The organism is Paeniglutamicibacter sp. ZC-3 (assembly GCF_025847175.2).
In the GTDB taxonomy this organism is placed as follows: Bacteria; Actinomycetota; Actinomycetes; order Actinomycetales; family Micrococcaceae; genus Paeniglutamicibacter; species Paeniglutamicibacter sulfureus.
The window spans coordinates 117,743-140,808 of the sequence record NZ_JAOYTG010000010.1 but is presented as its reverse complement, the minus strand read 5'-3'; the positions used below and the strand labels follow the sequence as shown (position 1 = coordinate 140,808).

General features: G+C 64.6%; 18 protein-coding genes. 15 read left to right on the top strand and 3 right to left on the bottom strand.

Annotation, left to right across the window (positions count from 1 at the left end; genetic code table 11):
- Positions 1-1,097 (bottom strand): MBL fold metallo-hydrolase (locus tag OIU93_RS12275; protein WP_264270359.1); only part of this gene is annotated, 1,097 nt, incomplete at its 3' end.
- A gap of 517 nt (positions 1,098-1,614) precedes the next feature.
- Here OIU93_RS12275 and OIU93_RS12270 point away from each other — a divergent pair.
- The 9 genes from OIU93_RS12270 (at position 1,615) to OIU93_RS12230 (ending at position 15,501) form a co-directional block, all read left to right on the top strand.
- On the top strand, positions 1,615-1,872 hold the full coding sequence (locus OIU93_RS12270) for a metal-sensitive transcriptional regulator (protein ID WP_022876876.1): 258 nt from the start codon (positions 1,615-1,617) through the stop codon (positions 1,870-1,872).
- Positions 1,873-2,693: 821 nt separating this feature from the next.
- Positions 2,694-4,922 carry a polyribonucleotide nucleotidyltransferase gene (locus OIU93_RS12265; protein WP_264270358.1) on the top strand — a complete coding sequence of 743 codons (2,229 nt, stop codon included), beginning with the start codon at positions 2,694-2,696 and terminating at the stop codon, positions 4,920-4,922.
- Positions 4,923-5,167: 245 nt separating this feature from the next.
- Positions 5,168-6,571, top strand: coding sequence for a pitrilysin family protein (locus OIU93_RS12260; protein WP_264270357.1), 1,404 nt, complete (start codon positions 5,168-5,170; stop codon positions 6,569-6,571).
- 429 nt (positions 6,572-7,000) lie between these two features.
- Positions 7,001-8,227 (top strand): toxic anion resistance protein, encoded by a 1,227-nt coding sequence (locus OIU93_RS12255; protein WP_264270356.1) that lies wholly within the window; start codon positions 7,001-7,003, stop codon positions 8,225-8,227.
- Entirely contained in the window at positions 8,227-9,039 is an 813-nt protein-coding gene (locus OIU93_RS12250) for a hypothetical protein (RefSeq protein ID WP_264270355.1), read from the top strand. Before OIU93_RS12255 ends, OIU93_RS12250 begins: the two co-directional genes overlap by 1 nt.
- A gap of 375 nt (positions 9,040-9,414) precedes the next feature.
- The gene (locus OIU93_RS12245) at positions 9,415-10,938 is read left to right on the top strand and encodes an alanine/glycine:cation symporter family protein (RefSeq protein ID WP_372342920.1); all 1,524 of its coding nucleotides are present in this window, start codon (positions 9,415-9,417) and stop codon (positions 10,936-10,938) included.
- Between the two features lie 252 nt (positions 10,939-11,190).
- Complete coding sequence (locus tag OIU93_RS12240) at positions 11,191-11,733, top strand: PadR family transcriptional regulator (RefSeq protein ID WP_264270354.1); 543 nt, start codon at positions 11,191-11,193, stop codon at positions 11,731-11,733.
- 3 nt (positions 11,734-11,736) lie between these two features.
- Positions 11,737-13,449, top strand: coding sequence for an ABC1 kinase family protein (locus OIU93_RS12235; RefSeq protein ID WP_372342919.1), 1,713 nt, complete (start codon positions 11,737-11,739; stop codon positions 13,447-13,449).
- 243 nt (positions 13,450-13,692) lie between these two features.
- The gene (locus tag OIU93_RS12230; protein ID WP_264270353.1) at positions 13,693-15,501 is read left to right on the top strand and encodes a hypothetical protein; all 1,809 of its coding nucleotides are present in this window, start codon (positions 13,693-13,695) and stop codon (positions 15,499-15,501) included.
- 341 nt (positions 15,502-15,842) lie between these two features.
- Here the strand turns inward: OIU93_RS12230 and OIU93_RS12225 are convergent, their stop codons facing one another.
- Positions 15,843-16,136, bottom strand: coding sequence for a MoaD/ThiS family protein (locus tag OIU93_RS12225; protein ID WP_264270352.1), 294 nt, complete (start codon positions 16,134-16,136; stop codon positions 15,843-15,845).
- Positions 16,137-17,195, bottom strand: coding sequence for a GTP 3',8-cyclase MoaA (gene moaA, locus OIU93_RS12220; RefSeq protein ID WP_264270367.1), 1,059 nt, complete (start codon positions 17,193-17,195; stop codon positions 16,137-16,139).
- Positions 17,196-17,668: 473 nt separating this feature from the next.
- Between moaA and OIU93_RS12215 the strand changes: the two genes are divergently transcribed.
- From OIU93_RS12215 to OIU93_RS12190, 6 genes are all read left to right on the top strand, one after another.
- A complete protein-coding gene (locus OIU93_RS12215) occupies positions 17,669-18,133 on the top strand; it encodes a sorbitol dehydrogenase family protein (protein ID WP_264270351.1) in 465 nt (154 codons plus the stop codon).
- Positions 18,130-19,755, top strand: coding sequence for a GMC family oxidoreductase (locus tag OIU93_RS12210; protein WP_264270350.1), 1,626 nt, complete (start codon positions 18,130-18,132; stop codon positions 19,753-19,755). The genes OIU93_RS12215 and OIU93_RS12210 overlap by 4 nt, the downstream gene beginning before the upstream one ends.
- A gap of 515 nt (positions 19,756-20,270) precedes the next feature.
- Positions 20,271-21,527, top strand: a complete 1,257-nt coding sequence (gene glp / locus OIU93_RS12205) for a gephyrin-like molybdotransferase Glp (protein WP_264270349.1) — start codon at positions 20,271-20,273, stop codon at positions 21,525-21,527.
- Entirely contained in the window at positions 21,524-22,078 is a 555-nt protein-coding gene (gene moaC / locus OIU93_RS12200; RefSeq protein ID WP_264270348.1) for a cyclic pyranopterin monophosphate synthase MoaC, read from the top strand. The genes glp and moaC overlap by 4 nt, the downstream gene beginning before the upstream one ends.
- Positions 22,075-22,575: a MogA/MoaB family molybdenum cofactor biosynthesis protein gene (locus OIU93_RS12195; RefSeq protein WP_264270347.1), complete on the top strand. Its 501-nt coding sequence runs from the start codon at positions 22,075-22,077 to the stop codon at positions 22,573-22,575. The genes moaC and OIU93_RS12195 overlap by 4 nt, the downstream gene beginning before the upstream one ends.
- Positions 22,565-23,011 carry a molybdenum cofactor biosynthesis protein MoaE gene (locus OIU93_RS12190; RefSeq protein WP_264270346.1) on the top strand — a complete coding sequence of 149 codons (447 nt, stop codon included), beginning with the start codon at positions 22,565-22,567 and terminating at the stop codon, positions 23,009-23,011. The genes OIU93_RS12195 and OIU93_RS12190 overlap by 11 nt, the downstream gene beginning before the upstream one ends.
- Positions 23,012-23,066 lie beyond the last annotated feature (55 nt).

The window sequence follows — 23,066 nt, the reverse complement described above, 5'->3', positions numbered from 1 at the left end:
TAGACCGGCAGGCCGTCCAGGGAAGTGATGTATCCGGCGACGCGGTCGATGCCCACGCGGATGAGGTGGTCCCACATCTCGGTGGCCGTTTCGCTGTTGGGAGCCAAGAGCACCAGCGGTCGCTGGTCCGTTTCCGGGTCCACGGCCCAGGCACCGTAGCTTGCCGCCTTGTTGCCGGCGGGAATGTTCAGTGCCCCTGCGACGGTTCCCTCGTGGACCTCAGTGTGGTGGCGGGTGTCGACAATGCCGATTTCGTTCGCGGCCAGGGCGGTGGCAACGTCCTCGATGGCCAGCTGGGCCAGCGGTGCGCGTTCGCCCAGGACGGCCGGACCCTGGCGGTTTTCGCGCTTCATGCGGCCGAAGTAGGCGTGGGCGTCGGGCTGCCCGTCAAGCAGGGCCTCGACGAATCCAGCCTCGTCGTTTGCCTCTAGGTAGGGACCCCACCACGCGAAGTTGCGCTCATACCCGACGGTGGAGGACGGGATGGCGCCCAAGGCCTTGCCGCAAGCGCTGCCGGCGCCGTGGCCCGGGTAGACCTGGACGTAGTCAGGCAGGGTCAGGAACTTGTTCTTCAGCGAGACGAAGAGGTCGTGGGCCCCGGCGAAACGGGTGTCGGTACCGCCGGCGGCCTCGTCGAGCAGGTCCGGGCGGCCCAGGTCCCCGGAGAAGACGAAGTCGCCCGAGAGCAGGAAGCCCGGCTTGTCACTGAAGGCGCCGTCGGTGACCAGGAAGGAGAGGTGTTCGGGGGTGTGCCCCGGGGTGTGCAGGGCGGTGACGGTGATGTTTCCCAGCGTGATGGTGGACTGGTCAAAGAGGCGTTCGGCTTCGAATTCGTATTGCCAGTCCGGCCCGCCCTCGCCCGAAACGTAAATCTCCGCGTCGGTGGCGGCGGCCAGCTCCCGGGTCCCGGAGAGGTAGTCGGCGTGGATGTGGGTCTCGGTGACGGCGGTGATCTTCATGCCGTTTTTTGCGGCAAGGTCCCGGTACACCTGGATGTCGCGGCGGGCGTCCACCACGAGGGCCTCGCCCTTGGCCTGGCAGCCGATGAAGTAGCTGGCCTGTGCCAGGTCCTCGTCATAGATTCGTTCGAGAAGCATTGGTTCTCCTTGTGGTTGGTCAGTTTACCCTTCATACCCCTGGGGGTATCCGGTTCACAGGCAACAATAATACCCCCTGGGGTATCCGTCAAGTCGTTCACGGATGCACAAAAAAGCGGCGATCGACACCATCGGGAATGGTGCCGATCGCCACAGGCGCATGCGAGGCTGGGCCTAGCGGCCCAAGAGGCGCGCGAAGAAGCCGCCTTTCTTGCCGGACTCCTTCGGGGCATTTGGATCGCAGGAGCAGCGCTCGCTCCGCGGCACGTGGGCCATGACCTGCTTGACATGCTGGCCACATCCGGCCCAGGTGGTTTTCTGACACTTACGGCATTTGGTCGCACGGCACATATGGTGACTCCTTGCGTCTGGGGTTGTTGATGGAGGCCTGACCGCCCCCTCCGTATTCGAGTATGGCATATACCCATGGGGGTATCGAGAATCACTGCCATTGATACGCTAAGGAAACCCCCGGGGGTATACCATTGAAGAAATCAACACCTTGAAGGGACCCACCATGGAACTTGAAGCGGACACCATGAAACCGGCCATCAACAGGCTCAAGCGCGCCCAGGGCCAGCTGAACGCCGTGATCCGCATGCTGGAGGAAGGCGGCGACTGCCGCGCGGTGGTCACCCAGCTTTCCGCCGCCTCCAAGGCCATAGACCGTGCCGGGTTCTCCATTATCGCCACCGGGCTCGAGCAGTGCCTGAAAAGCGAGGACCCCACAGCCGACCGTGCCGACATGGAAAAACTCTTCCTCTCCCTGGCCTAGCCCCAGCCATCCAGCGATAGCTCTCGCCGAGACCACCCATGGAGTCCGGCAGGACCACTGCACGAACTTCTACAGTGCGGCGGTTCCGCAAACGCCGAGGAATCACTCCCTGCCGCCAAGCGGGCCGTAGCGATCAGCACCCCTGTTCACTAATCAGACGCCGCGCACCGATCGACAGCAGTCAATGTGGGTGCTTGATCCATCGGCCCGAAGATGCAACAGCCAAGGCCAGAAAACACCGCCACTAAGCACTGTGAAAAACAGGCCACTTATCGTTGTTGCTCACACGTTTTCGAATGCCGGATTTTTGGGCGTCGGGTGTCGCGTTGGAGGATCCTTCGCTGCAAAACCCACTTCAACGTCTACATGGTTGTTGTGGCCGGATCCGGTCATCACGTGGCTATCGGGCGCACAAGAATCGACACCATGAACGTGCTCTGATCGTGCACTTTGCTGCGAAATCGGCGACGGCCCACTTTGCGTTTCCCTCGACGGTGAAAGGCGAGAGGGCGTCACCCATGTTGCGTCGGCACGCACCGTGAGATCCCTGCCAACCACGAGTTCGCGCCCTCACTGCGCCGAATCCGTTAACCCGGTAGGCTGGTACACGTATGGTTTGCAATTTCGCATGACCAGCACAGAAACAAGACGAAATATCCGCGCACTTCGCGCACTTGACCCACCGGAAGACAGTCGCGGTCCTCGGTAGTGGCTTTCGCTCTTCCTGATGGAAGAGCGCGAGTCTCGATCGAAGACCAGATTGCACCGATGTGTGGCCTGTTCGCAGTGTGCTGCGGATATTGATCGAAAGGACACGCCCCATGGAGGGTCCCGAAATTCAATTCGCAGAGGCCGTGATCGACAATGGTCGGTACGGCAAGCGCGTTATCCGCTTCGAAACCGGCCGTCTGGCCCAGCAGGCCGCAGGTGCGGCCATGGTCTACATCGACGAAGAAACCGCACTGCTCTCGGCCACCACGGCCGGCAAGCACCCGCGCGAGGGCTTCGACTTCTTCCCGCTGACCGTGGACGTCGAGGAGCGCATGTACGCTGCCGGCCGCATCCCGGGCAGCTTCTTCCGCCGCGAAGGTCGCCCGTCGACCGAAGCCATCCTGGCTTGCCGTCTGATGGACCGCCCGCTGCGCCCGGCCTTCGTCAAGGGCCTGCGCAACGAGGTCCAGATCGTGGTCACCGTTTTGGCCATCAACCCTGACGAGCTCTACGACGTGGTGGCCATCAACGCCTCCTCGATGTCGACCCAGCTCTCGGGCCTGCCGTTCTCCGGCCCGATCGGCGGCGTCCGCGTTGCCCTGGTTGACGACGGAAACGGTGCCCAGTGGGTTGCCTTCCCGAAGCACAGCCAGCTGGAAAACGCCGTGTTCAACATGGTTGTTGCCGGCCGCATCGCGGGCGACGACGTTGCCATCATGATGGTCGAGGCCGAGGCCACCGACAACTCCTGGAACCTCATCAAGGAACAGGGCGCCACCGCCCCGACCGAAGAGGTTGTTGCCCAGGGCCTTGAGGCTGCAAAGCCGTTCATCAAGGCACTGTGCGAGGCACAGGCAGACCTGGCAGCTCGCGCCGCCAAGCCGACCGTCGAGTTCCCGGTCTTCCGCGACTTCGAGGACGACGTCTTCGCAGCCGTCGAGGCCAAGGCCGCCGCCAAGCTCAAGGAGATCTACCAGATCGCCGGCAAGCAGGAGCGCGACAACGCTTCCTCCGCCTTCAAGGACGAGGTCGTTGCCGAGCTCGCCGCCGAGGGCACCGAGTTCGCTGCCCGCGCAGGCGAGGTCTCCAAGGCCTTCGGTGCTGTCACCAAGCAGGTCGTGCGCCAGCGCATCTTGACCGACCAGGTCCGCATGGACGGCCGCGGCCTGTCCGACATCCGCAAGCTCACCGCCGAGGTCGAGGTTCTTCCCCGCGTCCACGGTTCGGCGATCTTCGAGCGTGGCGAAACCCAGATCATGGGCGTCACCACCTTGAACATGCTCAAGATGGAACAGCAGATCGACTCGTTGAGCCCGGTGACGCGCAAGCGCTACATGCACAACTACAACTTCCCGCCGTACTCCACCGGTGAGACCGGCCGCGTGGGTTCGCCCAAGCGCCGCGAAATCGGCCACGGTGCCCTGGCAGAACGCGCCATCATGCCGGTTCTGCCGTCGCGTGAGGAATTCCCGTACGCCATCCGCCAGGTCTCCGAGGCATTGAGCTCCAACGGCTCGACCTCGATGGGCTCGGTCTGCGCATCGACCCTGTCGCTGCTGAACGCCGGTGTGCCGTTGCGCGCAGCCGTCGCAGGCATCGCCATGGGCCTGGTGTCCGACGAAGTTGACGGCCAGACCCGCTACGCGGCTCTGACCGACATCCTCGGCGCCGAAGACGCCATGGGCGACATGGACTTCAAGGTTGCAGGTACCTCCGAGTTCATCACCGCCATCCAGCTTGACACCAAGCTCGACGGCATCCCGGCATCGGTCCTGGCAGCTGCGCTGACCCAGGCCCGCGAAGCCCGTCTGCACATTCTCAATGTCCTGAACCAGGCCATTGACACCCCGGACGAGCTCTCCACCTACGCTCCGCGGATCATCTCCGTGAAGATCCCCGTAGACAAGATCGGCGAGGTCATCGGCCCGAAGGGCAAGATGATCAACCAGATCCAGGAGGATACCGGAGCGGATATCTCCATCGAGGACGACGGAACCGTCCTCATCGGCGCCACCAACGGGGAAGCTGCAGACGCAGCACGCTCCGCGATCAACGCCATTGCCAACCCGATGGTTCCCGAGGTTGGCGAACGCTACATGGGCACCATCGTGAAGCTGACCACCTTCGGTGCGTTCGTTTCGCTGACCCCGGGCAAGGACGGCCTGCTGCACATCTCCGAGCTGCGCAAGCTCGCCGGTGGCAAGCGCGTTGACGACGTCGAAGACGTCGTCTCCGTTGGCCAGAAGCTGCAGGTCGAAATCACCAAGGTCGACGATCGTGGAAAGCTCTCGCTTGCCCCGGTTGTTGCCGAGGAAGAGCTCGTCGAAGCTGCTGAGTAGTCAGTCCCTAGTCTTCTAGGCTAGAAAATCCCGGTCCACCGTTGGTGGGCCGGGATTTTTCTATCTCCGCCCGGTCGGCATCCGTCGGTCCCACTGCGTGGGGGAGCGGCCAGTGAGAGACCGCTCATGTACTGCTGGCGATTGGTTGGCCCTGTGGAAGAATGGAGTAATGCCTTTCGCGTGTCACTGCGCGCGAATAACCCAATGCTCCGCGGTCAGCCAGGCGGACAGTAAGGATGTTTTCTGTGGTCATGATTCCCCTGCCGCTCAACGGCTTTGGAATGTCTCCCGCACCTGCGGGGGAGCGTGGCGCCACCGGCGCCACGGCCCCGATCGAGGCGGGGGACCCCACCATCGTCCACGGCGAGGCCGGTGGGGCGCTGGTACGACGCTCGGTCCTGCCCGGTGGCGTTCGCGTGCTGACCGAGGCCATGCCCGGACAGCGTTCGGCCACCATTGGTTTCTGGGTGGCCGTCGGTTCCCGCGATGAACAGGACGGTCAACACGGTTCCACGCACTTCCTGGAACACCTGCTGTTCAAGGGCACCAAGCGCCGCACGGCGCTGGAAATCGCCTCCGCCTTTGACGAGGTCGGCGGCGAGTCAAACGCCGCCACGGCGAAGGAAAGCACCTGCTACTTCGCCCGCGTGCTGGACTCCGACCTGCCGATGGCCATCGACGTCATTGCCGACATGGTCACCTCCGCGGTTATCGATCCCAACGAACTCGAGCAGGAACGCGACGTCATCCTCGAGGAAATCGCGATGGACGCTGACGATCCCGGGGACGTGGCGCACGAGCGCTTCGTCGAGGCCGTCATGGGCCACCATTCCTTGGGTCGCCCCATCGGCGGCACCCCCGAGGCCATCACCGGCATCGGCCGCGACGCCGTCTGGGAGCACTACCAGCGCTTCTACACCCCCGAGGAACTGGTCATCACCGCCGCGGGCTCACTGGACCACGACGAGGTATGCGACCTCGTTCTCAAGGCCCTGCGCACCGCGGGCTGGGAGCTGGAAGAAGGCGCTTCACCGGTTCCGCGCCGTCCCACCGTCCCGGTGGAGATCACCGGTTCGCAGCGCATCGACGTGATCCGCAGGCCGGTCGAGCAGGTCAACATCATCATGGGCTGCCCGGGCATCGTGGCCACCGACGAGCGCCGTCACGTGATGAGCGTGCTGAATGCGATCCTCGGCGGCGGCATGTCCTCGCGCCTCTTCCAGGAGATCCGCGAGAAGCGCGGGCTGGTGTACTCCACCTACTCGTTCTCCGCCGCGTACTCCGACGCCGGCTACTTCGGCATGTACGCCGGGTGCGCCCCGGCCAAGACCGAACGCGTGATCAAGTTGCTGGGCGAAGAGCTGGAAAAGCTGGCGGCCGAGGGCATCACCGACGAGGAGCTGCGCAAGGCCGTTGGCCAGCTCTCCGGCGGCATGGTGCTGGCACTGGAGGATCCGGGATCGCGCATGTCGCGTCTGGGCCGCGCCGAGCTTGTCACCGGCGTCTTCCACGACATCGACGAGTCGCTCGAACGCGTCAAGGCAGTCACCCCGGCACAGGTGCAGGAACTGGCGGCGCTGCTGGCGTCCCGTCCGCGCACCATCACCGTGGTGGGTCCGTTTGATAAGCCTTCGGACTTCGGAATGTAGGCCTTCCGGCCTTTGGTCAAAAGGACCGTTTTTGCTTCTTTGGAAGAAAAAACGGTCCTTTTCTCAATTTCCAGGAACTCTCGGTGTATTTCCAAAATTCTAGAATGAAAGATTCTGACCATGGCTTCGTAGTCTGATTCACGAAGTGGCACGCTGGGCGTCATGGATGCTGTTGTCGCCGATCTTCTCGAACAAGACATGCGATGACAGCGAGGATGATTGAGGGCAAGGACGCCAACGTTTTCTCGATTCTCAATTCCGCCAAGGGCCCGCAAAAAGGAACAGGTTTGTCTTTTCCGCAAAGATTGTGGTCCGGCTGATGAGATAGATTTAAATGTGATTGCCGCGGCTAAAACAGGTCATTTACTGTCACCTACAAGTAATCCCTAGTAGACTGCAAGTGTCCCAGAGCCTTCCAAGGAGTACATCATGCTGAACCCACTCGACCTCGGCGCGACCTCGTCCCCGCAGGTAGGAAATCCACTTAAGCTGGAGTCGCCGAAACCAATAGTTGAGGTAGTAGTTCACGCTCCGGAGAAGGTCGGCGGCATGATCCTGGTGGATGCCGACGCACAGCAGAAGCACGCCGAAAATGCCAAAACTTTTCTTGATGACCTGCTGGCCACACCGCTCCAGAGCCCGGAGTTCCAGACCAAGTTAGCCCAGTTGACCCGGCTGGGCGAAGGAACGATGCAGCAGGCAAGCACCGCATCCAACCGCATGTTGAAGAGGCCGGCAGCCGCCCTCGCAGCCACCGGCGCCGACCCTGCATCGCGTACCGGCAACACCCTGGCGGAACTGCGACAGATCGTCACCGAGCTAGACCCCAAGCGCCATGATTTGACTGGCGCGAAGCGCATTCTGCGGTTCCTTCCCGGAGGCAACGCTATCCAGCGATACTTCATGAGGTACGAATCGGCACAAGAACAACTTGACGCCATCACCAAGGCTCTGAAGGGTGGGCAGGACGATCTCCGTCAGGACAACGCCGCCATCCAGACCGAACGTGATGCCCTCTGGGCGGCAATGGGGCAGTTAGCGAACTACGCCGTGCTCGCGAGCCACCTTGGAAACGGTTTGGAGCAGCGGATCGTAGAGCTGCGCAATACGGGCAAAGCGGACGACGCCACAACACTTGAAGCAGACGCCCTCTTCTACGTCCGCCAACGCCACCAAGATCTAATGACCCAGATGGCGGTATCCATCCAAGGGTACCTAGCTCTTGATGTGGTCAAGAAGAACAACTCCGAGCTGATCAAAGGTGTGGATCGGGCGCTGGACACTACACTCGCGGCGCTTCGGGTAGCGGTGATCGTTGCGCAGGCCCTGGCCCAGCAAAAGATCGTGCTGGCGCAAATTGACGCCCTCAACTCAACTACCTCGGACTTGATCGTTTCGACCTCCGAACTCCTTCGCTCCCAGGGCGCAGCCATTCATAAGACTTCCGCCCAAGCCTCGATCGACGCCACCAAGTTGCAGCAAGCATTCGATAATGTTTTCCAGGCCATGGACGAGATCGACAGGTTCAAGGTCGAAGCAGCACAGTCGATGAAACAGACAGTGCAGGTTCTTGAAGGCCAAGTTGGTCAGGCTCGACTTCAGCTGGAGCGTAGTCATGCCTCTGACGCCGCCACTACTCATCCACGGGGCGCATAATGCTGTCGCGCTTCACTCGAGGGAACATCGTCAAAGTGGTCCTTGCCTTCGTATTTTGGCTTTTCGCCGCTTTTTACGTGCTCATCATCGGAATGGGCGCCAAGAACAAAAAGGTCATGCTTGAAGGTGGGCTCTACGCTGTCCTCTTTATCGGTGCTTTTTCTCTCCCTAATGGCAGCGGCGCTATGCTCGGTCTCGGATCCATGGTCTTGTCGGCCGTGCGGTCCTACATGCTTCGCGATCTCTGGCTCCCCAGGCGGGTTCGGAAACTGCGCAGTGGCGAGGCGGTCCAGATACCGACGCCAGTGGCCGCACCAGCGCCGCCGATCCAGTTCAACCAGCCGTACCCGGCGGCAACTCCGGTTGCCGGGGCGGCGGACGAACTGTCGACCGCTCTGACATGGGTGAGCGTGCAGGCCAAACAGAACAAGCACCGTCTTCCCGCTGATACGTACGTAACCATTCTGGAAACGTGCCAGATGCTTGACTCGGTCATCGACGCGGAAACCCGGCAGCCCTCTGGCGATGCGCGCTTTGAGTATGAACTCGAAGCCATGGTGCGGGAGTACCTACCCAATGTTCTTCAGGGATTCCTGGCCGTACCGCCGAGCATGGTGGACAACCGGCAACCAAACGGGCGAACACCCAATGAGGAATTGGTTGAGCAACTTCGCCTCCTTCTGGGACAGGCCGAGACGTTGCACTCCACCCGGCACAACCAAACTTCGGCGGATTTGACCACTACGGGCAACTTTCTCAGGGAGCGGTTCGGGCACCACCAACCAGGTGGCTTCGACTTCGGGATCAAGTAAGAAAACACGGACCGAAGTCGCCGGTGTTTCGCTGCGAGAACGCCTTGCCAGGTGTCTTTGATTGCTGGCGGTGCTGCTGGCATCCCGTCCGCGCAGCATCACTGTGGTTGGCCCCTTCGACAATCCTTCCGATTTCGGCATTTAAGACGTTTCTGCACCTCGTCCAAGGGACCGCTTCTTTCCCGCTTCGGGAAGCGAGCGGTCCTTTTTCGTGTTTTGGGAGATTATTCCGACCGATCATCGCTGAGTCGTTACCGTTTGTCTTGGTTAATCGTGATGTCACGTGCAATTGGTCACCGGACGTGGGATGTACCGTAGGATAAGTGCTTTGTGACAGCTGTCACGCTCGCACTTTCACCACTCGCACGAGAAGATATGGGACCCATAACTATGGACGACCTCGCAACTCTCCTCGGTGACATCAGTAGCGTCATCTGGGGACCCTTCCTGCTGATCCCGTTGCTTTTGGGCACCGGGCTTTACCTGACCTTCCGCCTGGGCGGACTCCAATTCCTCAAACTGGGCGCAGCGCTGCGCCTGGGTCTGCTCAAGCGCAAGGACGCCGGATCAGAGGGAGACATCTCCCAGTTCCAGGCATTGACCACCGCACTGGCCGCCACCGTCGGCACCGGTAACATCGTCGGCGTGGCCACCGCCATCGGCATCGGCGGCCCGGGCGCGCTGTTCTGGATGTGGGTCACCGGTCTGCTCGGCATGGCCTCGAAGTACTCGGAGGCCTACCTGGGTGTCCGTTACCGCGGCACCGACGCGGCGGGGGAGAAGTCCGGCGGTCCGCAGTATTACCTGGAGCGCGGCATCCGCGGTCCCCTCGGCAAGTTCCTTGCGCTCTTCTTCGCCATTGCCGCCACCATTGCCTGCTTCGGCATCGGCAACATGACCCAGGGCAACTCGATTTCGGCCAACCTGGAGAACTCCTTCAACGTCCCGACCTGGACCACTGGCCTGGTGCTGACCATCATGGCGATGGTCGTTCTGGTGGGCGGCATCAAGTCCATCGGCAAGGTCACCGCCGGCTTCGTGCCGATCATGATCGTCTTCTACGTTGCCGCTGCCATCTACATCCTGATCGCCAACGTGGGCCAGATCCCCGCGGCCCTGGGGCAGATCTTCACCGAAGCCTTCACCGGCACCTCGGCCGTCGGCGGCTTCGCCGGCTCGGCCATCATCATCGCCGTGCAGTTCGGCGTGGCCCGCGGCATCTTCTCCAACGAATCGGGCATGGGCTCGGCGGCCATCGCGGCCGCCGCGGCGCAGACCACCCACCCGGTCCGCCAGGGACTGGTCTCCATGACCCAGACCTTCATCGACACCATCATCGTGGTCACCTGCACCGGCCTGGTCATCATCACCACCGGCGCCTGGAACTACGTCGACCCGGAAACCGGCGAACAGATCTCCGCATCGCTGATGACCGGGCACGCCTTCACCTTCGGGCTGCCGGGGGAGTGGGGGCACTGGATCGTGACCATCGGCCTGGTCATGTTTGCCTTCTCCACCATCCTGGGCTGGTCCTACTACGGTGAGCGCAACATCGAGCGACTCCTCGGGCGCAAGGCGGTCATGCCCTTCCGCGTGATCTTCTCGCTCGTCGTATACGTGGGTTGCACCACCCAGCTGACAGCCGTGTGGAACTTCTCCGACATGATGAACGGCCTGATGGCCATCCCGAACCTGATCGGCCTGCTGATCCTCTCAGGCATGATTGCCCGCGAGACCCGGTGGTACCTCAAGCACGACCCGAAGCTCGAGGCCACCAAGGACGAGATCGAGGCCTTCATGAAGGAACGTCCGGGATGGGCGGACTGGAAGGCCGGGGACGTCCTGGGCTCCAGCCGCATGTCCAGCTCGGAACGCGACGCCGTGGGTGACCGCTCCTAGCGCCACCCTTTCCGCACTCGCGGACACCATGGGCGATCCCCGCCACCAAGGCCCTCACAGGCTGCGGTGGCGGGGATCGCCTTTTGGGTTGCAGCGAAAGATATAGTCTGACCGATTGTCGCCCGGCGGGCGACATGGGCGGAAGATCCTTGGCTTTTAGGCAATTCAAGGCCCAAACCCATGGATTTCTCAGCATCAAGCGACGTATCTTTAAGTATCGTTCGTACATCGTTAGTGATAGAGGAGAGCATCATGCACCACTCAAATCCGACGGGCGGATTCTCCGCCAACAACCTGGACGGCGTGTGGCAGGCCGTCGAGGAGCTGCGTTCACGGTTCGAAAAGCGCGCGGGCACCCGCGCGGGACGCGGCGAGGTGCGCTCGGCGGTTCTTGCCCTGCTCGCCGAGCGGCCCATGCACGGATACCAAATCATCCGAGAGATCGAGGAGCGCAGCGGAGGGGCCTGGAAGCCCAGCGCCGGCTCCGTCTACCCCACGCTGCAGCTGTTGGCTGACGAGGGGTCCGTCAACGCCGAGGAATCCAACGGCCGCAAGATCTACTCGCTGACCGAGGCCGGCCGCGAGGAGGTTGCCGACTCGAAGCTCTCGGTGCCGTGGGAGCCCGCCGGGGGAACGGCGGGCTCCGGCGGCGGTTCGCTGCCCAAGGCAGGCGTCGAGCTCGCCCAGGCCGCCGCCCAAGTCGGGCGCACCGGTACCCCGGAGCAGGTCCAGGAGGCCGTGGCGGTGCTTGAGGAGGCACGCCGCAAGCTGTACTCGATCCTCGCCCAGGGCTAGCGGGTGGCCTCCGGTCCCCGGGACCGCGCGGATGTGATGGCGGGCGCGGGGAATACTCGCGCCCGCTACCGGCGCATCCTGCGCTTCGCCGCCTGGAACCTGGCGGTGACGTGGTTCTTCGAATTGCTCCTGCCCCGCCTCGGGTTGGCCCGCGTCGCCGAGCGCTCCCGGGCCCGGCGCATGCGGCGCTTCGCGCAGCGCTTCCATGTGCTGGCAGTGGATCTGGGCGGCCTGATGATCAAGGTCGGCCAGTTCATGTCTTCGCGCCTCGACGTGCTGCCGCCGGAAATCACCGCCGAGCTCGAGGGGCTGCAGGACGAGGTCCCGCCCGTTCCGTTCCCCGCCATCCGCGCGCTGGCAGAGGCCGAGCTGGGCACGGGGCTGGAGGCGGTGTTTGCCTCCGTCGAGCAAGGGCCGATCGCCGCCGCCTCGCTTGGGCAGGTGCACCGGGCGCGGCTGATGCCCGAGGATGCCGCGGCTGCGGGGTTCGATACCGTGGTGGTGAAGGTACAGCGGCCGGGCATCGACGGGATCGTCGCCACAGACCTGGCGGCGCTGCGCAAGGTGGCCGGCTGGCTCAGCCACGTGCGCGTGGTGTCCCGTCGCGCCGACGCCCCGGCACTGGTCGAGGAGTTTGCCGCCACCAGCCTGCAGGAGATCGACTATCTCAACGAGGCGGCCAACGCCGAGCGCTTCGGCGCCGACTTCGAAGACGACCACCGCGTGGCGGTGCCCGGGGTCGTGTGGGAGCGCTGCACCCGCCGCGTGCTCACCCTGGAAGATGTCACCGCCATCAAGATCACCGACCTGTCAGGGCTGCGCGCCGCGGGAATCGACCCGGGCGAGGTGGCCCCGGTGTTCGCCGCGGTGATGTTCGAGCAGCTATTCACCAGCGGCTTCTTTCATGCCGATCCGCACCCCGGCAACATCTTCGTCACCCCGGCCACCGACCCACAGGCCCCGCACCCCTGGAAGCTGACCTTCATCGACTTCGGCATGATGGGCGAGGTCCCGCCCAACACCCGCAGCGGGCTGCGCAGGCTGCTGATCTCCGCCGCCGGGCGCGAAGGGAAGGGACTGGTCGCCGCCATCGGGGAGCTCGGCGTGCTGGTGTCCACTGCGGACACCGCCGAGCTGGAGCGCGCGCTGACGCAGCTCTTCGCCAGGTTCGGCGGCATGGGCTTTGCCGAGCTGCGCGAGGTGGACCCGCGGGAGTTCCGCGAGTTCGCCGAGGAGTTCGGGCACGTTGTCCGTTCGCTGCCGTTCCAGGTGCCGGAGAACTTCCTTCTGGTCATCCGCGCGATGTCGCTGACCTCCGGGGTGTGCAGCTCGCTGGATCCGGAATTCAACCTCTGGGACTCGGTCGAGCCCTACGCGGCGCAGCTGTTGCGCGAGCAGCGCGGCAACATCGTCCAGGACGTGGCGGGGCAGCTGCTGGAGGCCGCGACGCTGGGTCTGGGCCTGCCGCGTCGGATCGACGCGCTGTTCAGCGGACTTCAGGACGGCTCGCTCGCGGTGGCAAATCCGAAGCTGGAACGCCGCCTGGCGCGAGTCGAGGCCACCGGGATGCGGACCGCCTCGGCGGTGGTGTTCGCCGCCCTGCTGCTCGCCGGCGCGGTGCTGCACGCGGACGATGCGGTGCTGGGCGCCGCGCTGATGTGGCTTTCGGCGCTGCCGCTGCTGCACGGGCTGTGGGCCGGGCGCCGCGGGCGCTGAGCTACCGACCGAGCGAAGAATCGCCATTGACCGGAAGCGGTGTAATGGCTTGCCGAAGACTAGGCAACACCGCCGGGTACTTGTGCGGCAGGGAGCGCAAGCAAAGCTGGAAGCCTTGGTCCGAAGCCTGGTCGGTTCTATGCTGGAGTTTCGGCTGGTCCGTCGGTATTTGGGGGCATCATGAACCACCTGGCTGCAGTTCGATCATCTGCAATGAGGATGCGCGTTTCGACCAATGTTCGCATGAGCTCGGCCGAGCTCGGCGCCCTGCTCTTTCGTCCTGAGATGCTTGGGGAGTGGATCGGAGCCGGGGTGATACTGCCCTTCAGGAAGGGTGCATTGGCTACGGTTCCCGCTCCGGGAGGGTCTTTGGCCCAGCACATGGTGACCCACGCGACCGTCTGCGAGGGTGTATTCACGCTGACTGCCGAGTGCGAGACCAGCGGAACGAGCCTGACGATCCGCGTAGGCCCCGTGCCCGGCCCCGCCACGGATGACGGAAGGAGCGTCGTGAGGGTGACGGTGGGGAACATCCTCGAGTCCATGGGCGTCCGGACGAGTCTGGCCTTCTGGCAGGCGGCCTTGAACAGGCTCAGCGTGATCGTCCAGGCCATCCGGCGCCGGCGCAACTCGCCCAAGCAGGCCCTGATCGTCGTTCACGGCATTGGCGAGCAGCAACCCGGACAGACACTCATGGAATTTGTGCAGGCGGTATTCGGCACCGACTCGAGCCAGACGCTGCGCTGGGTGAAGCCGGATAACCTGTCGGACTCCTTCGAAACGCGAAAGGTCACGATCAAGGCGGCAGCCTCGCCTCCCGGTGCACCCGGCGAGGCACGGCCGACGACTGATGTCTATGAGCTCTACTGGGCACACCTTGTCCGCGACAGCACCACTGGGCAAGTTATGGGGTGGATGAAGAACTTGTTGTTGCGCAAGAGCTCGGACATGCCAGCGTCCCTCAGGCCCCACGTACGCATTGTCCGTATACTGCTGGTCGTAGTCTTGCTGGCCTTCGTTGGGGCCACCGGCTACGCCGCGTTCAAGCCCGCGAGCTCCGGCGGGATGCTGGCTGGTGGCGGACTGATTGCAGTGGTCATCGCGTTGCTTGGACTGGTCTGGAAGCTCCTGAAGCAACGCGGCACGAAGCTCCTCACCGGGCATTTGGGTGATGCCGCAAGATACTTCGAGCCCAAGCCGGACAATATCGCCCGCCGGCAGGAAATCCGCGAAGCCGGTGTTCGACTGCTCGAAGGAATGCATGAATCGGGCGAATACCAGCGGATCGTCGTGGCGGCGCACAGCCTCGGCAGCGCCATCGCCTACGACATGCTCACTTTCGCTTGGAACCGCCTCCGTCAACAGCACGCCAATCCAGACCACGCGAGCTTTGGCGCGCTGGGTGCCGTGGAGTCGGCCTTGATGCCAAGGGACCCCGAAGCGGCGGAAACCCCTGCGGCTCGGGACCTCCAGTATGCGGCGTGGCAGGAACACAGGCTGAACAGCCAGCCATGGCTTGTGACCGATCTGGTGACGATGGGATCGCCCCTGACCCACGCGCATCTCCTCATGGCGGGCAGCAATGAAGCTTTTTCTTCCATGAAGAAAAACCGGATACTTCCCAGCTGCCCACCGCAGGCAGAATTCACAGCGATCGGGCAACCCCGCATCAGCTATGCCCTTTCAGACCGCTCGATGGACGGGTCCTTCAGGGGAGGGTTTCTGGTCCCGAACCATGGTGCCCTCTTCGCACTGACTCGCTGGACGAACTTGTACTTCCCCTTCCACGGCATTATTGGCGGCGATCCGGTGGGCGGGCCGCTGAAGGGGAACTTTGGCGACTGGATCTCGGACCGTCCTGTCCGGACGCGAAAAGCCGGCTTCATGGGCTTTGCGCACACACGTTATTGGGCCCTGGATGGTGGCGACGGAGCATACGTCGGGCAACCCGGCGAAGATCATCTGGACTGCCTGCGCGAGGCACTGGATCTCTACTCGGCCAGCCGGTTGAGGGATCTCGCAGCAGCGCGGCCGGCGTACACCTATCTCTGATGCGGGACAGTTGCGGCAATGTAGTAGACCAGTTGGACGGACGGGGTGTGCGTCAAATGAATCCCCCCAAAAAATTAATTTTGGGTTAGGGCTCTCGCCCTGACTACACACCCCGTCCGGGCCTCATCATATTCCCTTTGGTGGGTGTGCGGTAGCTCTCGAGCCGATCTCCAGGTGCACCAAACCATCTACCAACCCAGGTATGGTGCCAGGCAGGACGCTCGGGCAAGAATTCCCGGGGATCCGCCACGCCGCTCCCTTCGCAGCGAACGGCGGCAACTGATGGCACCCTTGTCACCGCCAGTAAGAGAGGCACCCGACAATCGGAGGCCGAAGGCCCCTTATCCGCCGGCGAAGGGCGGCAGCACGTCCAGCTCGTCGCCGGGGCGCAGCACGCGGTCCTTGTCCTGTTCGCTCACGCCGTTGACCAGGAAGCTGCAGCGCCCCAGCACGGTGGCAAGCGAGGTGGTGCGGCGCAGCAGCGGCCCGTCGGGGACCGGGGCAGCTGCCGGGGCGTTGGCTGCAAGGTGCTCGATCACCGTGCCCAGCGTGGCCCCGGGAAGCTGAAGCAGGTCGAGTCGTTCCTCTGTCGTGCCGGCGGCCTGGGCCGCGGCGGCAAAGTATCGAATGCGCAATTATCCTCCGATGGCGCTCATGGAGCGGTCCGATTGTACAAAGTCCTTGGAGCCCAGCCCCGTGTGGTCCATGCCGTGGGCCCGCGGCTTGCCCCACATGGCAGCCCGCCAGCGTTCGGCAATGGCCACGTCGTCCGAGCCGTCGCGCAGCAGCGCGGACAGGTCGGTTTCCTCGCGCGAGAACAGGCAGCTCATGACCTTGCCCTCGGCGGTGATGCGGGTGCGCTTGCAGTCGGAGCAGAACGGCTCGGACACCGAGGCGATGATGCCCACCGCACCCAGGATGGTGTCGGGGTCCTGCGGGGTGGAGACCAGGAAGCGTTCGGCCGGGGCACCGTCGCGCGGCTTGGTGTCGGGGGAGAGGCGGAAGCGTGTTTCCAGGTAGGCTCGCAAATCCGCGGCGGTGACCATGTTGTCCTTGCGCCACACATGGTCGGCATCCAGCGGCATCTGCTCGATGAAGCGCAGCTCCAGGCCGCGCTCCAGCGCCCAGGCCAGCAGCTCGGGTGCCTGCTCGACGTTGATCCCGCGCATCAGCACCGCGTTGATCTTCACCGGCGCCAGGTTGGCGGCCAGTGCCGCATCGATGCCGGCGAACACCGAGTCGATGTGGTCGCGCCGGGTGAGCTTGGCGAAGGTCTCGGCGTGCAGGGTGTCGAGGGAAACGTTGATGCGGGTCAGTCCGGCCTCTTTGAGCGCCGCGGCCTTCTTGGCCAGCCCCACCCCGTTGGTGGTCAGGGATATGGGAAGGTCCGGGTATTCGGTGCGCACCGCGGCGATGATCTGGGGCAGGTCCACGCGCACCAGCGGTTCGCCGCCGGTGAGGCGCAGTTCGCGCACACCCAGGTCGCGCACGCCGATGCGCACGATCCGGGAGATTTCCTCCAGCGTCAGCAACTTGGACTTGGGCAGCCAGGCCAGCCCGTCGGCGGGCATGCAGTAGGTGCAGCGCAGGTTGCACTTGTCGATCAGGGAGATGCGCAGGTCGGTGGCCTGTCGGCCGAACTTGTCGCTGAGCCCGGGGGAGTCTGCGGGTGCCGGTGTCAGGATGGTGGGCATGGGCAGGCTGACGGTGCTGCGGGGTGTTTCTGGGTTCGTCGCCATATATCGAGGGTAGTCCACGGGGGAGGGCTTTTGACCATTTGTGGCTTGGCTCTTGGCGGACAGCGCGACAGGGCTGCCGCCGGCATTCACCCGGTGTAGTTGGTCGACGCCGCAACGATCCACCGTCCCCAGGGCATGCGGTGCGATACCCCCCCACGTGAAGCTTTCCTTCGGGCTGATCCGGTTCCCATATCCTGTGCGACTGAACGGTGTGCACCCCCCTAAATCTAGGGATTGCTGTCGGGTCGGTTTCGGGAGAATCATGAAGAGTCCACGGCAATGCCGTCCTATCCCCATAGGGGCCCAGCCGCATCGAACCCACATCACTTGATCTCGGGGGGCAGAAGAGCATGGCACTACAGGATCCTCAGTCGGGAGCTCTCACGCGGAGTGAACGAGACCCCGCACACCTCCCGACTCGGCGCGGGGTGCTGGTCGGGCTTGCCGCCGTCGCGGGCGCCGTTGCCGCAGGCGGCCTCACGGCGCCACCGGTCAGGGCAGCAACCACGACGCGGGCGGTCACGCTCGATGAGTTCATGGAGCTCTCGGACATCTTGACCGACAACGAATTCAGTCTGCGCGACGAGGTTGGCCAGCAGTACCTGCGGGCCCTGAACACTGATCCGGCACACGCGCAGACACTCCGCGTGCTGGTCAACGGCACGGTGCGCGTGAAGCGTCGACCCAGGACCTTCGACGAAGTACGTCGCAGCGGCGTCCTGAATGACGATGCCGTGGCGGAGACAGCCCGGCAGATCCTTGTCCATTGGTATTCGGGCCTGGTCAATGGCCGGACCGCTGACTACCTGGAGGCCCTGGCCTGGGAAACGCTGCCGTTCGCCGAGCCGGCGAGCACGAAAATCGGCTTTTCGAAATGGGATGATGTGCCATGAGCGATACTCTCACCACCGATGTGGTCATCGTGGGTTCCGGCGTGGCAGGAGCCCTGGTCGCCGATGCGCTCACTCGCGCGGGTGTCGGCGTCATCATGCTCGAAGCCGGACCACCGGTGGATCGCGACCAAGCGGTCGAGGTCTTTCGGGCCGCCCCGGCCAAGGTCCCCGAAAGCCCGTACCCGAATGTGCCGTGGGCGCCACATCCGACCAGCCTGGAGATCGGGGTTCCCGGCACCGGCTACTTCATCCAGGACGGACCCGATGCCTTCGGCTCCACCTATGAACGGATCGTGGGCGGCACCACCTGGCACTGGCTGGGCAGCACGCCGCGGCTGTTGCCCAGGGACTTCGAGATGCGGACCCGGTTCGGGGTCGGCGCGGACTGGCCGATCACCTACAACGATCTCGAGCCGTGGTATGTCCGTGCGGAGCGCGAAATGGGCGTTTCAGGAGACTCGAACGAGGACTTGGGGTCCCCGCGCAGCGCGGGCTATCCCATGGAGGCGATACCGACCAGCTTTCTGGACCGGGTGATCGGCCAAGCCGCTGCCGGGATCGGTCTGCAGGTTCGGTCCACCCCTCAGGCACGCAACTCCGAATCCTCCTTCAATGACCGTCCGCGCTGCGAGGGGAACAGCAACTGCATCCCCATTTGTCCCATCGGCGCCAAGTATGACGCGCTCATCCACCTGGAGCGTGCCCGGGAGAACGGTGCACGCTTGGTGGCCAACGCCGTGGTGTTCGACGTGCTGGTGAGCGGTGGCCGCGCGACCGGGGTGCGCTACCGCACACCTGACCGGACCGACCACACGGTGCTGGCCAAGGCCGTGGTGCTGGCCGCGCACGGCATCGAGACGCCTAAGCTCCTGCTGTCCAGCGACAATGGGCGGGGAGTGGCGAACTCCTCGGATCAAGTGGGTCGCAACCTGATGGACCACCCGATCCAGCTGTCGTGGGCCTTGTCCCGCGATCCGGTGTATCCCCAGCGCGGCCCGGGCTCGACCGCCGGCATCGACAGCACCCGCGAGCGTCCCGATGCGGGCGCGCGCAGTGCCTTCCGCGTCGAGATCGGCAACGACGGATGGCGGTTCCCCATCGGTGATCCGACGTTCGAATTCACCGCCCCCGCCCCGTTCCCACGCCTGCGCGAAGGCGGCAACGCACTGGCGCGGCGCTGGAATGAGCACGTCCAGCGCGAGATCCGGTTTGCCAGCTCGGTCGAGCAGCTGCCCGACCCGGGCAACCGCATCGTGCCGGACTTCAACAACCTCGACGACATCGGATTGCCTCGTCCCCGCATCACCTTCGCCGTCGGCGCGTCTGTCCGCGCCGGCATGGCCGACGCGGCCGCCGTACATGAAAATCTGTTCGCGGAGCTGGAGGCCACCGAGCGCAACCACTCCGACGTCCCATTCGGTGCCGGGCACATCATGGGAACGACGGCGATGGGTGAAGACCCGGCCACCTCGGTGGTGGATGCGGAAGGCCGCAGCCATGACGTGCCGAACCTGTGGGTGGTCGGTTCATCGGTGTTCCCCACCGCCGGCACGGCCAACCCGACATTGACGCTGGCTGCGCTGGCCCTGCGGACGGCGGAGCGGTTGGTGGCGCGGTTGTAATAGGCAACCCATCATTCCATCGGCCCCCAGTTAGCAGACCCCCGGGAAGAAGCTTCCCGGGGGTCTGCCTTGCCCACAATGACGATTGGGGATTACCAGTCGGGGCCCGATAGGTTCAGGCCCTGCCGAAGCCGTGGCGGCGGTTCCCCGGACGAGCGATTCAGCCGTGCCAGCACGAGCGGCCACGGCTCCACCCTGCCCGCTGCCCCGGTATGCTTTTTTGAAGGCAGCGTGGTCCGCATGGCCACCAGCCTGCTCTGGCCATCAGCGTCCTCCAAGGAGGGCGACATTCGTGGTGGCGCTCGGAGCGCAGGAATTTTCGGATCGTCGAATGAACAGGGATTGCTGAACCACGGCGCAGATGGGCACACGTTTGGCAACGGTCGAAGTGCCGACAATGGTGGGACAGCGACGGCCCCACCGAACGTGAGGCGCGTAGGAAAACGTGGCTGCACTGATGAAGGAATTCGGTGACTAGGAATGCGGCACCGCCACTGCGACCTAGGATGGAAGGCATGAGACCACCATTTCGCCGCAGCGTCCGCGAGCACCTGGAAGCCATAGAGGATTTGTTGGCTCCCGTGCTGCGGGATGCGGGCAGCGAACCGTCGGAGCTGGTCCAGGCGTTGGGCCGCACGCTGGCCCACGACCTGCTGGCCCCGCGTGCGTTGCCGCCCTGGGACAACTCCCAGATGGACGGTTATGCGGTGCACACCGGGGACCTGGGCTCTGGTGCCTTGCGGGTGGTCGCCCCGATCGCCGCCGGCCAGGCTGCCGCTGCCCTGGTGCGCGGCACCGCCGCGCCCATCATGACAGGTGCCCCGATGCCGGAAGGGGCCAACACCGTCATCCCCGTCGAGGCGGCAAACCCCGATCGCTTTCCCACGGTCGCCGAAGTTGCAGACGGATTCACCGTGGTGCTGCCGGATTCCAGTCCGGTGGGCAACTACGTGCGTGCCCGCGGCAGCGACATCGCCGAAGGTGCGTTGGTGTTGGAGGCAGGGACACGGCTTGGCCCCACGGCATTGGGCATCGTGGCCGGGCTCGGCCTGGCCGAGGTGCAGGTCCAATCCCGGCCGAGGGTGCTGTTGCTGTCCACCGGGGACGAACTGGTCGCCCCCGGCGGGGAGCTGGGCCCGGGGCAGATCCACGACGCCAACACCACCTTGCTGCACGCAGCGCTGACGGGCGCCGGCTGCCAGGTGGCCGTCGCGGGCGTACTCGATGACTCGCCCGAACAGTTCACCACGTCCCTGCGGGCGGCGCTGATGGCCGGCGACAGGAACTACCACCTGGTGCTCAGCAGCGGGGGGATCTCCAAGGGCGCCTTCGACGTGGTCAAGGCGGTGCTCGGCGAGCACGGCATCGACTTCGGCTCCGTGGCCATGCAGCCCGGCGGGCCCCAGGGCTCCGGAACCCTCGCCCTGCCCGGCTGTGCACCGGTGGCCTTCATTGCGTTGCCGGGAAACCCGGTCAGCGCCTACGTCAGCTTTGAGATGTTCATCCGCCCGGTCCTGGCCATGGCCTTGGGCCTGCCCGAACGCGTCTTGGCCACTGCCACGCTCACCGAGGACCTGGAATCGGTTCCCGGCAAGCTGCAGGTGCGCCGCGGCAGCTACGCCAACGGCACCGTCGCGCCTGTCGGCGGGGCCTCCTCCCACCTCCTGGCCGCCCTGGCTGCCAGCAACGCCTTCATCCTCGTCGACGAGGAGACCACCACCCTGTCCGCGGGAAGCCGCGCGGACATCATGATCATTGGAGACGGCTCATGAGAAGTGAAACCACACCCGAACCGAACGCCGAACCTTCCGGCGGGAAGCTCTCGCACGTGCGCGCCGACGGAACCGCCCACATGGTCGATGTCAGCGACAAGGCCGAAACCAGCCGCCAGGCCACCGCCGAGGCCTTCGTTCACACCACCGGCGAGGTCCTGGGACTGATCTCCGGTGCCGGGATGCCCAAGGGGGACGCGCTCGCCGTGGCCCGCATTGCCGGGATCATGGGGGCCAAGAAAACCTCCGAGCTCATCCCGCTGTGCCACCCGCTGCCGATCTCCAAGGTGGTCATCGACTTCGACCTGGACGCCGAAGACTCCGTGCGGATCATTGCCACGGTGAAGACCCGCGGCGTGACCGGCGTCGAAATGGAGGCGTTGACCGCGGTGAGCACCGCGGCCCTGGCCCTGTATGACATGATCAAGGCCGTCGACAAGCACGCGAGCATCACCGACATGCGCGTGCTGGCCAAGTCCGGCGGCAAGTCCGGATCCTGGGACATTGCTCCCCAACAACTTCCCAACCCCGAAGGAGAACTGCGCGCATGAGTGCCTGTGAACCACTGGGCGCCCCTCGCAAGGCGGCCATCCTCATTTCATCCACCCGTGCGGCCATGGGCATCTACGAGGATGCCAGCGCCCCGGTCATTGCCGACTGGCTCCAGGAACAGAATTTCGATGTCATCCCGGCCATCATCGTGCCGGACGGCCCGTCCGTCGGTGCGGCCCTGCAGGGACTGCTGCTGTCCAAGCCGAGCGTCATCATCACTTCCGGCGGCACCGGGCTCAGCGCCGATGACTTGACGCCGGAGGAAACCGAACCGCTGCTGGACCGGATGGTCCCCGGCATCATGGAGGCGCTGCGCGCGGCCGGGCGGGAAAAGACCCCGATGTCCGCGCTGAGTCGCGGGCATGCGGGGGTGTCGGGGGAGACCTTCGTCGTGAACCTGCCGGGTTCCCCCTCCGGGGTCATGGACGGGCTCACGGTCCTCACCCCCTTGCTCACGCACATCTGCGACCAGCTGGAGGGACGCCATGCCCACTAGCGGACAGCAAGCCCCCGGCGAAGCGGTCTTTGCGGGCATCAGCGACACCCCCATCGACGCGGACACCGCCTGGGACGCGGTGGAGTCCGAGCACACCGGCGCCGTGGTCACATTCGGCGGCATCGTGCGCAACCACGACGGCGGCCGCGAGGTGCTGAAACTGACCTACAGCGCCCACCCCAGCGCCCCGGCGCGGATGGTCGAGCTGGTGGACGAGGTCGCCTCCCGGCACCCCGGGACCCGGCTCTGGGCCGCGCACCGGGTGGGGGAGCTGCACATCGGCGACGCCGCCCTGGTCGCGGCCGCAGCCGCCGCCCACCGCGGGGCCGCCTTCGACGCCTGCCGCGACCTGGTGGAGACCGTCAAGGCGCACGTGCCGGTCTGGAAGGAACAGTTCTTCGCCGACGGCGAGGTCGAATGGGTGGGCAGTGCCTGAACCCGAGGCGTTCCAACAGGCGCGCGTTGTGTGCTCCGTCCTGCGCGCCGGTACC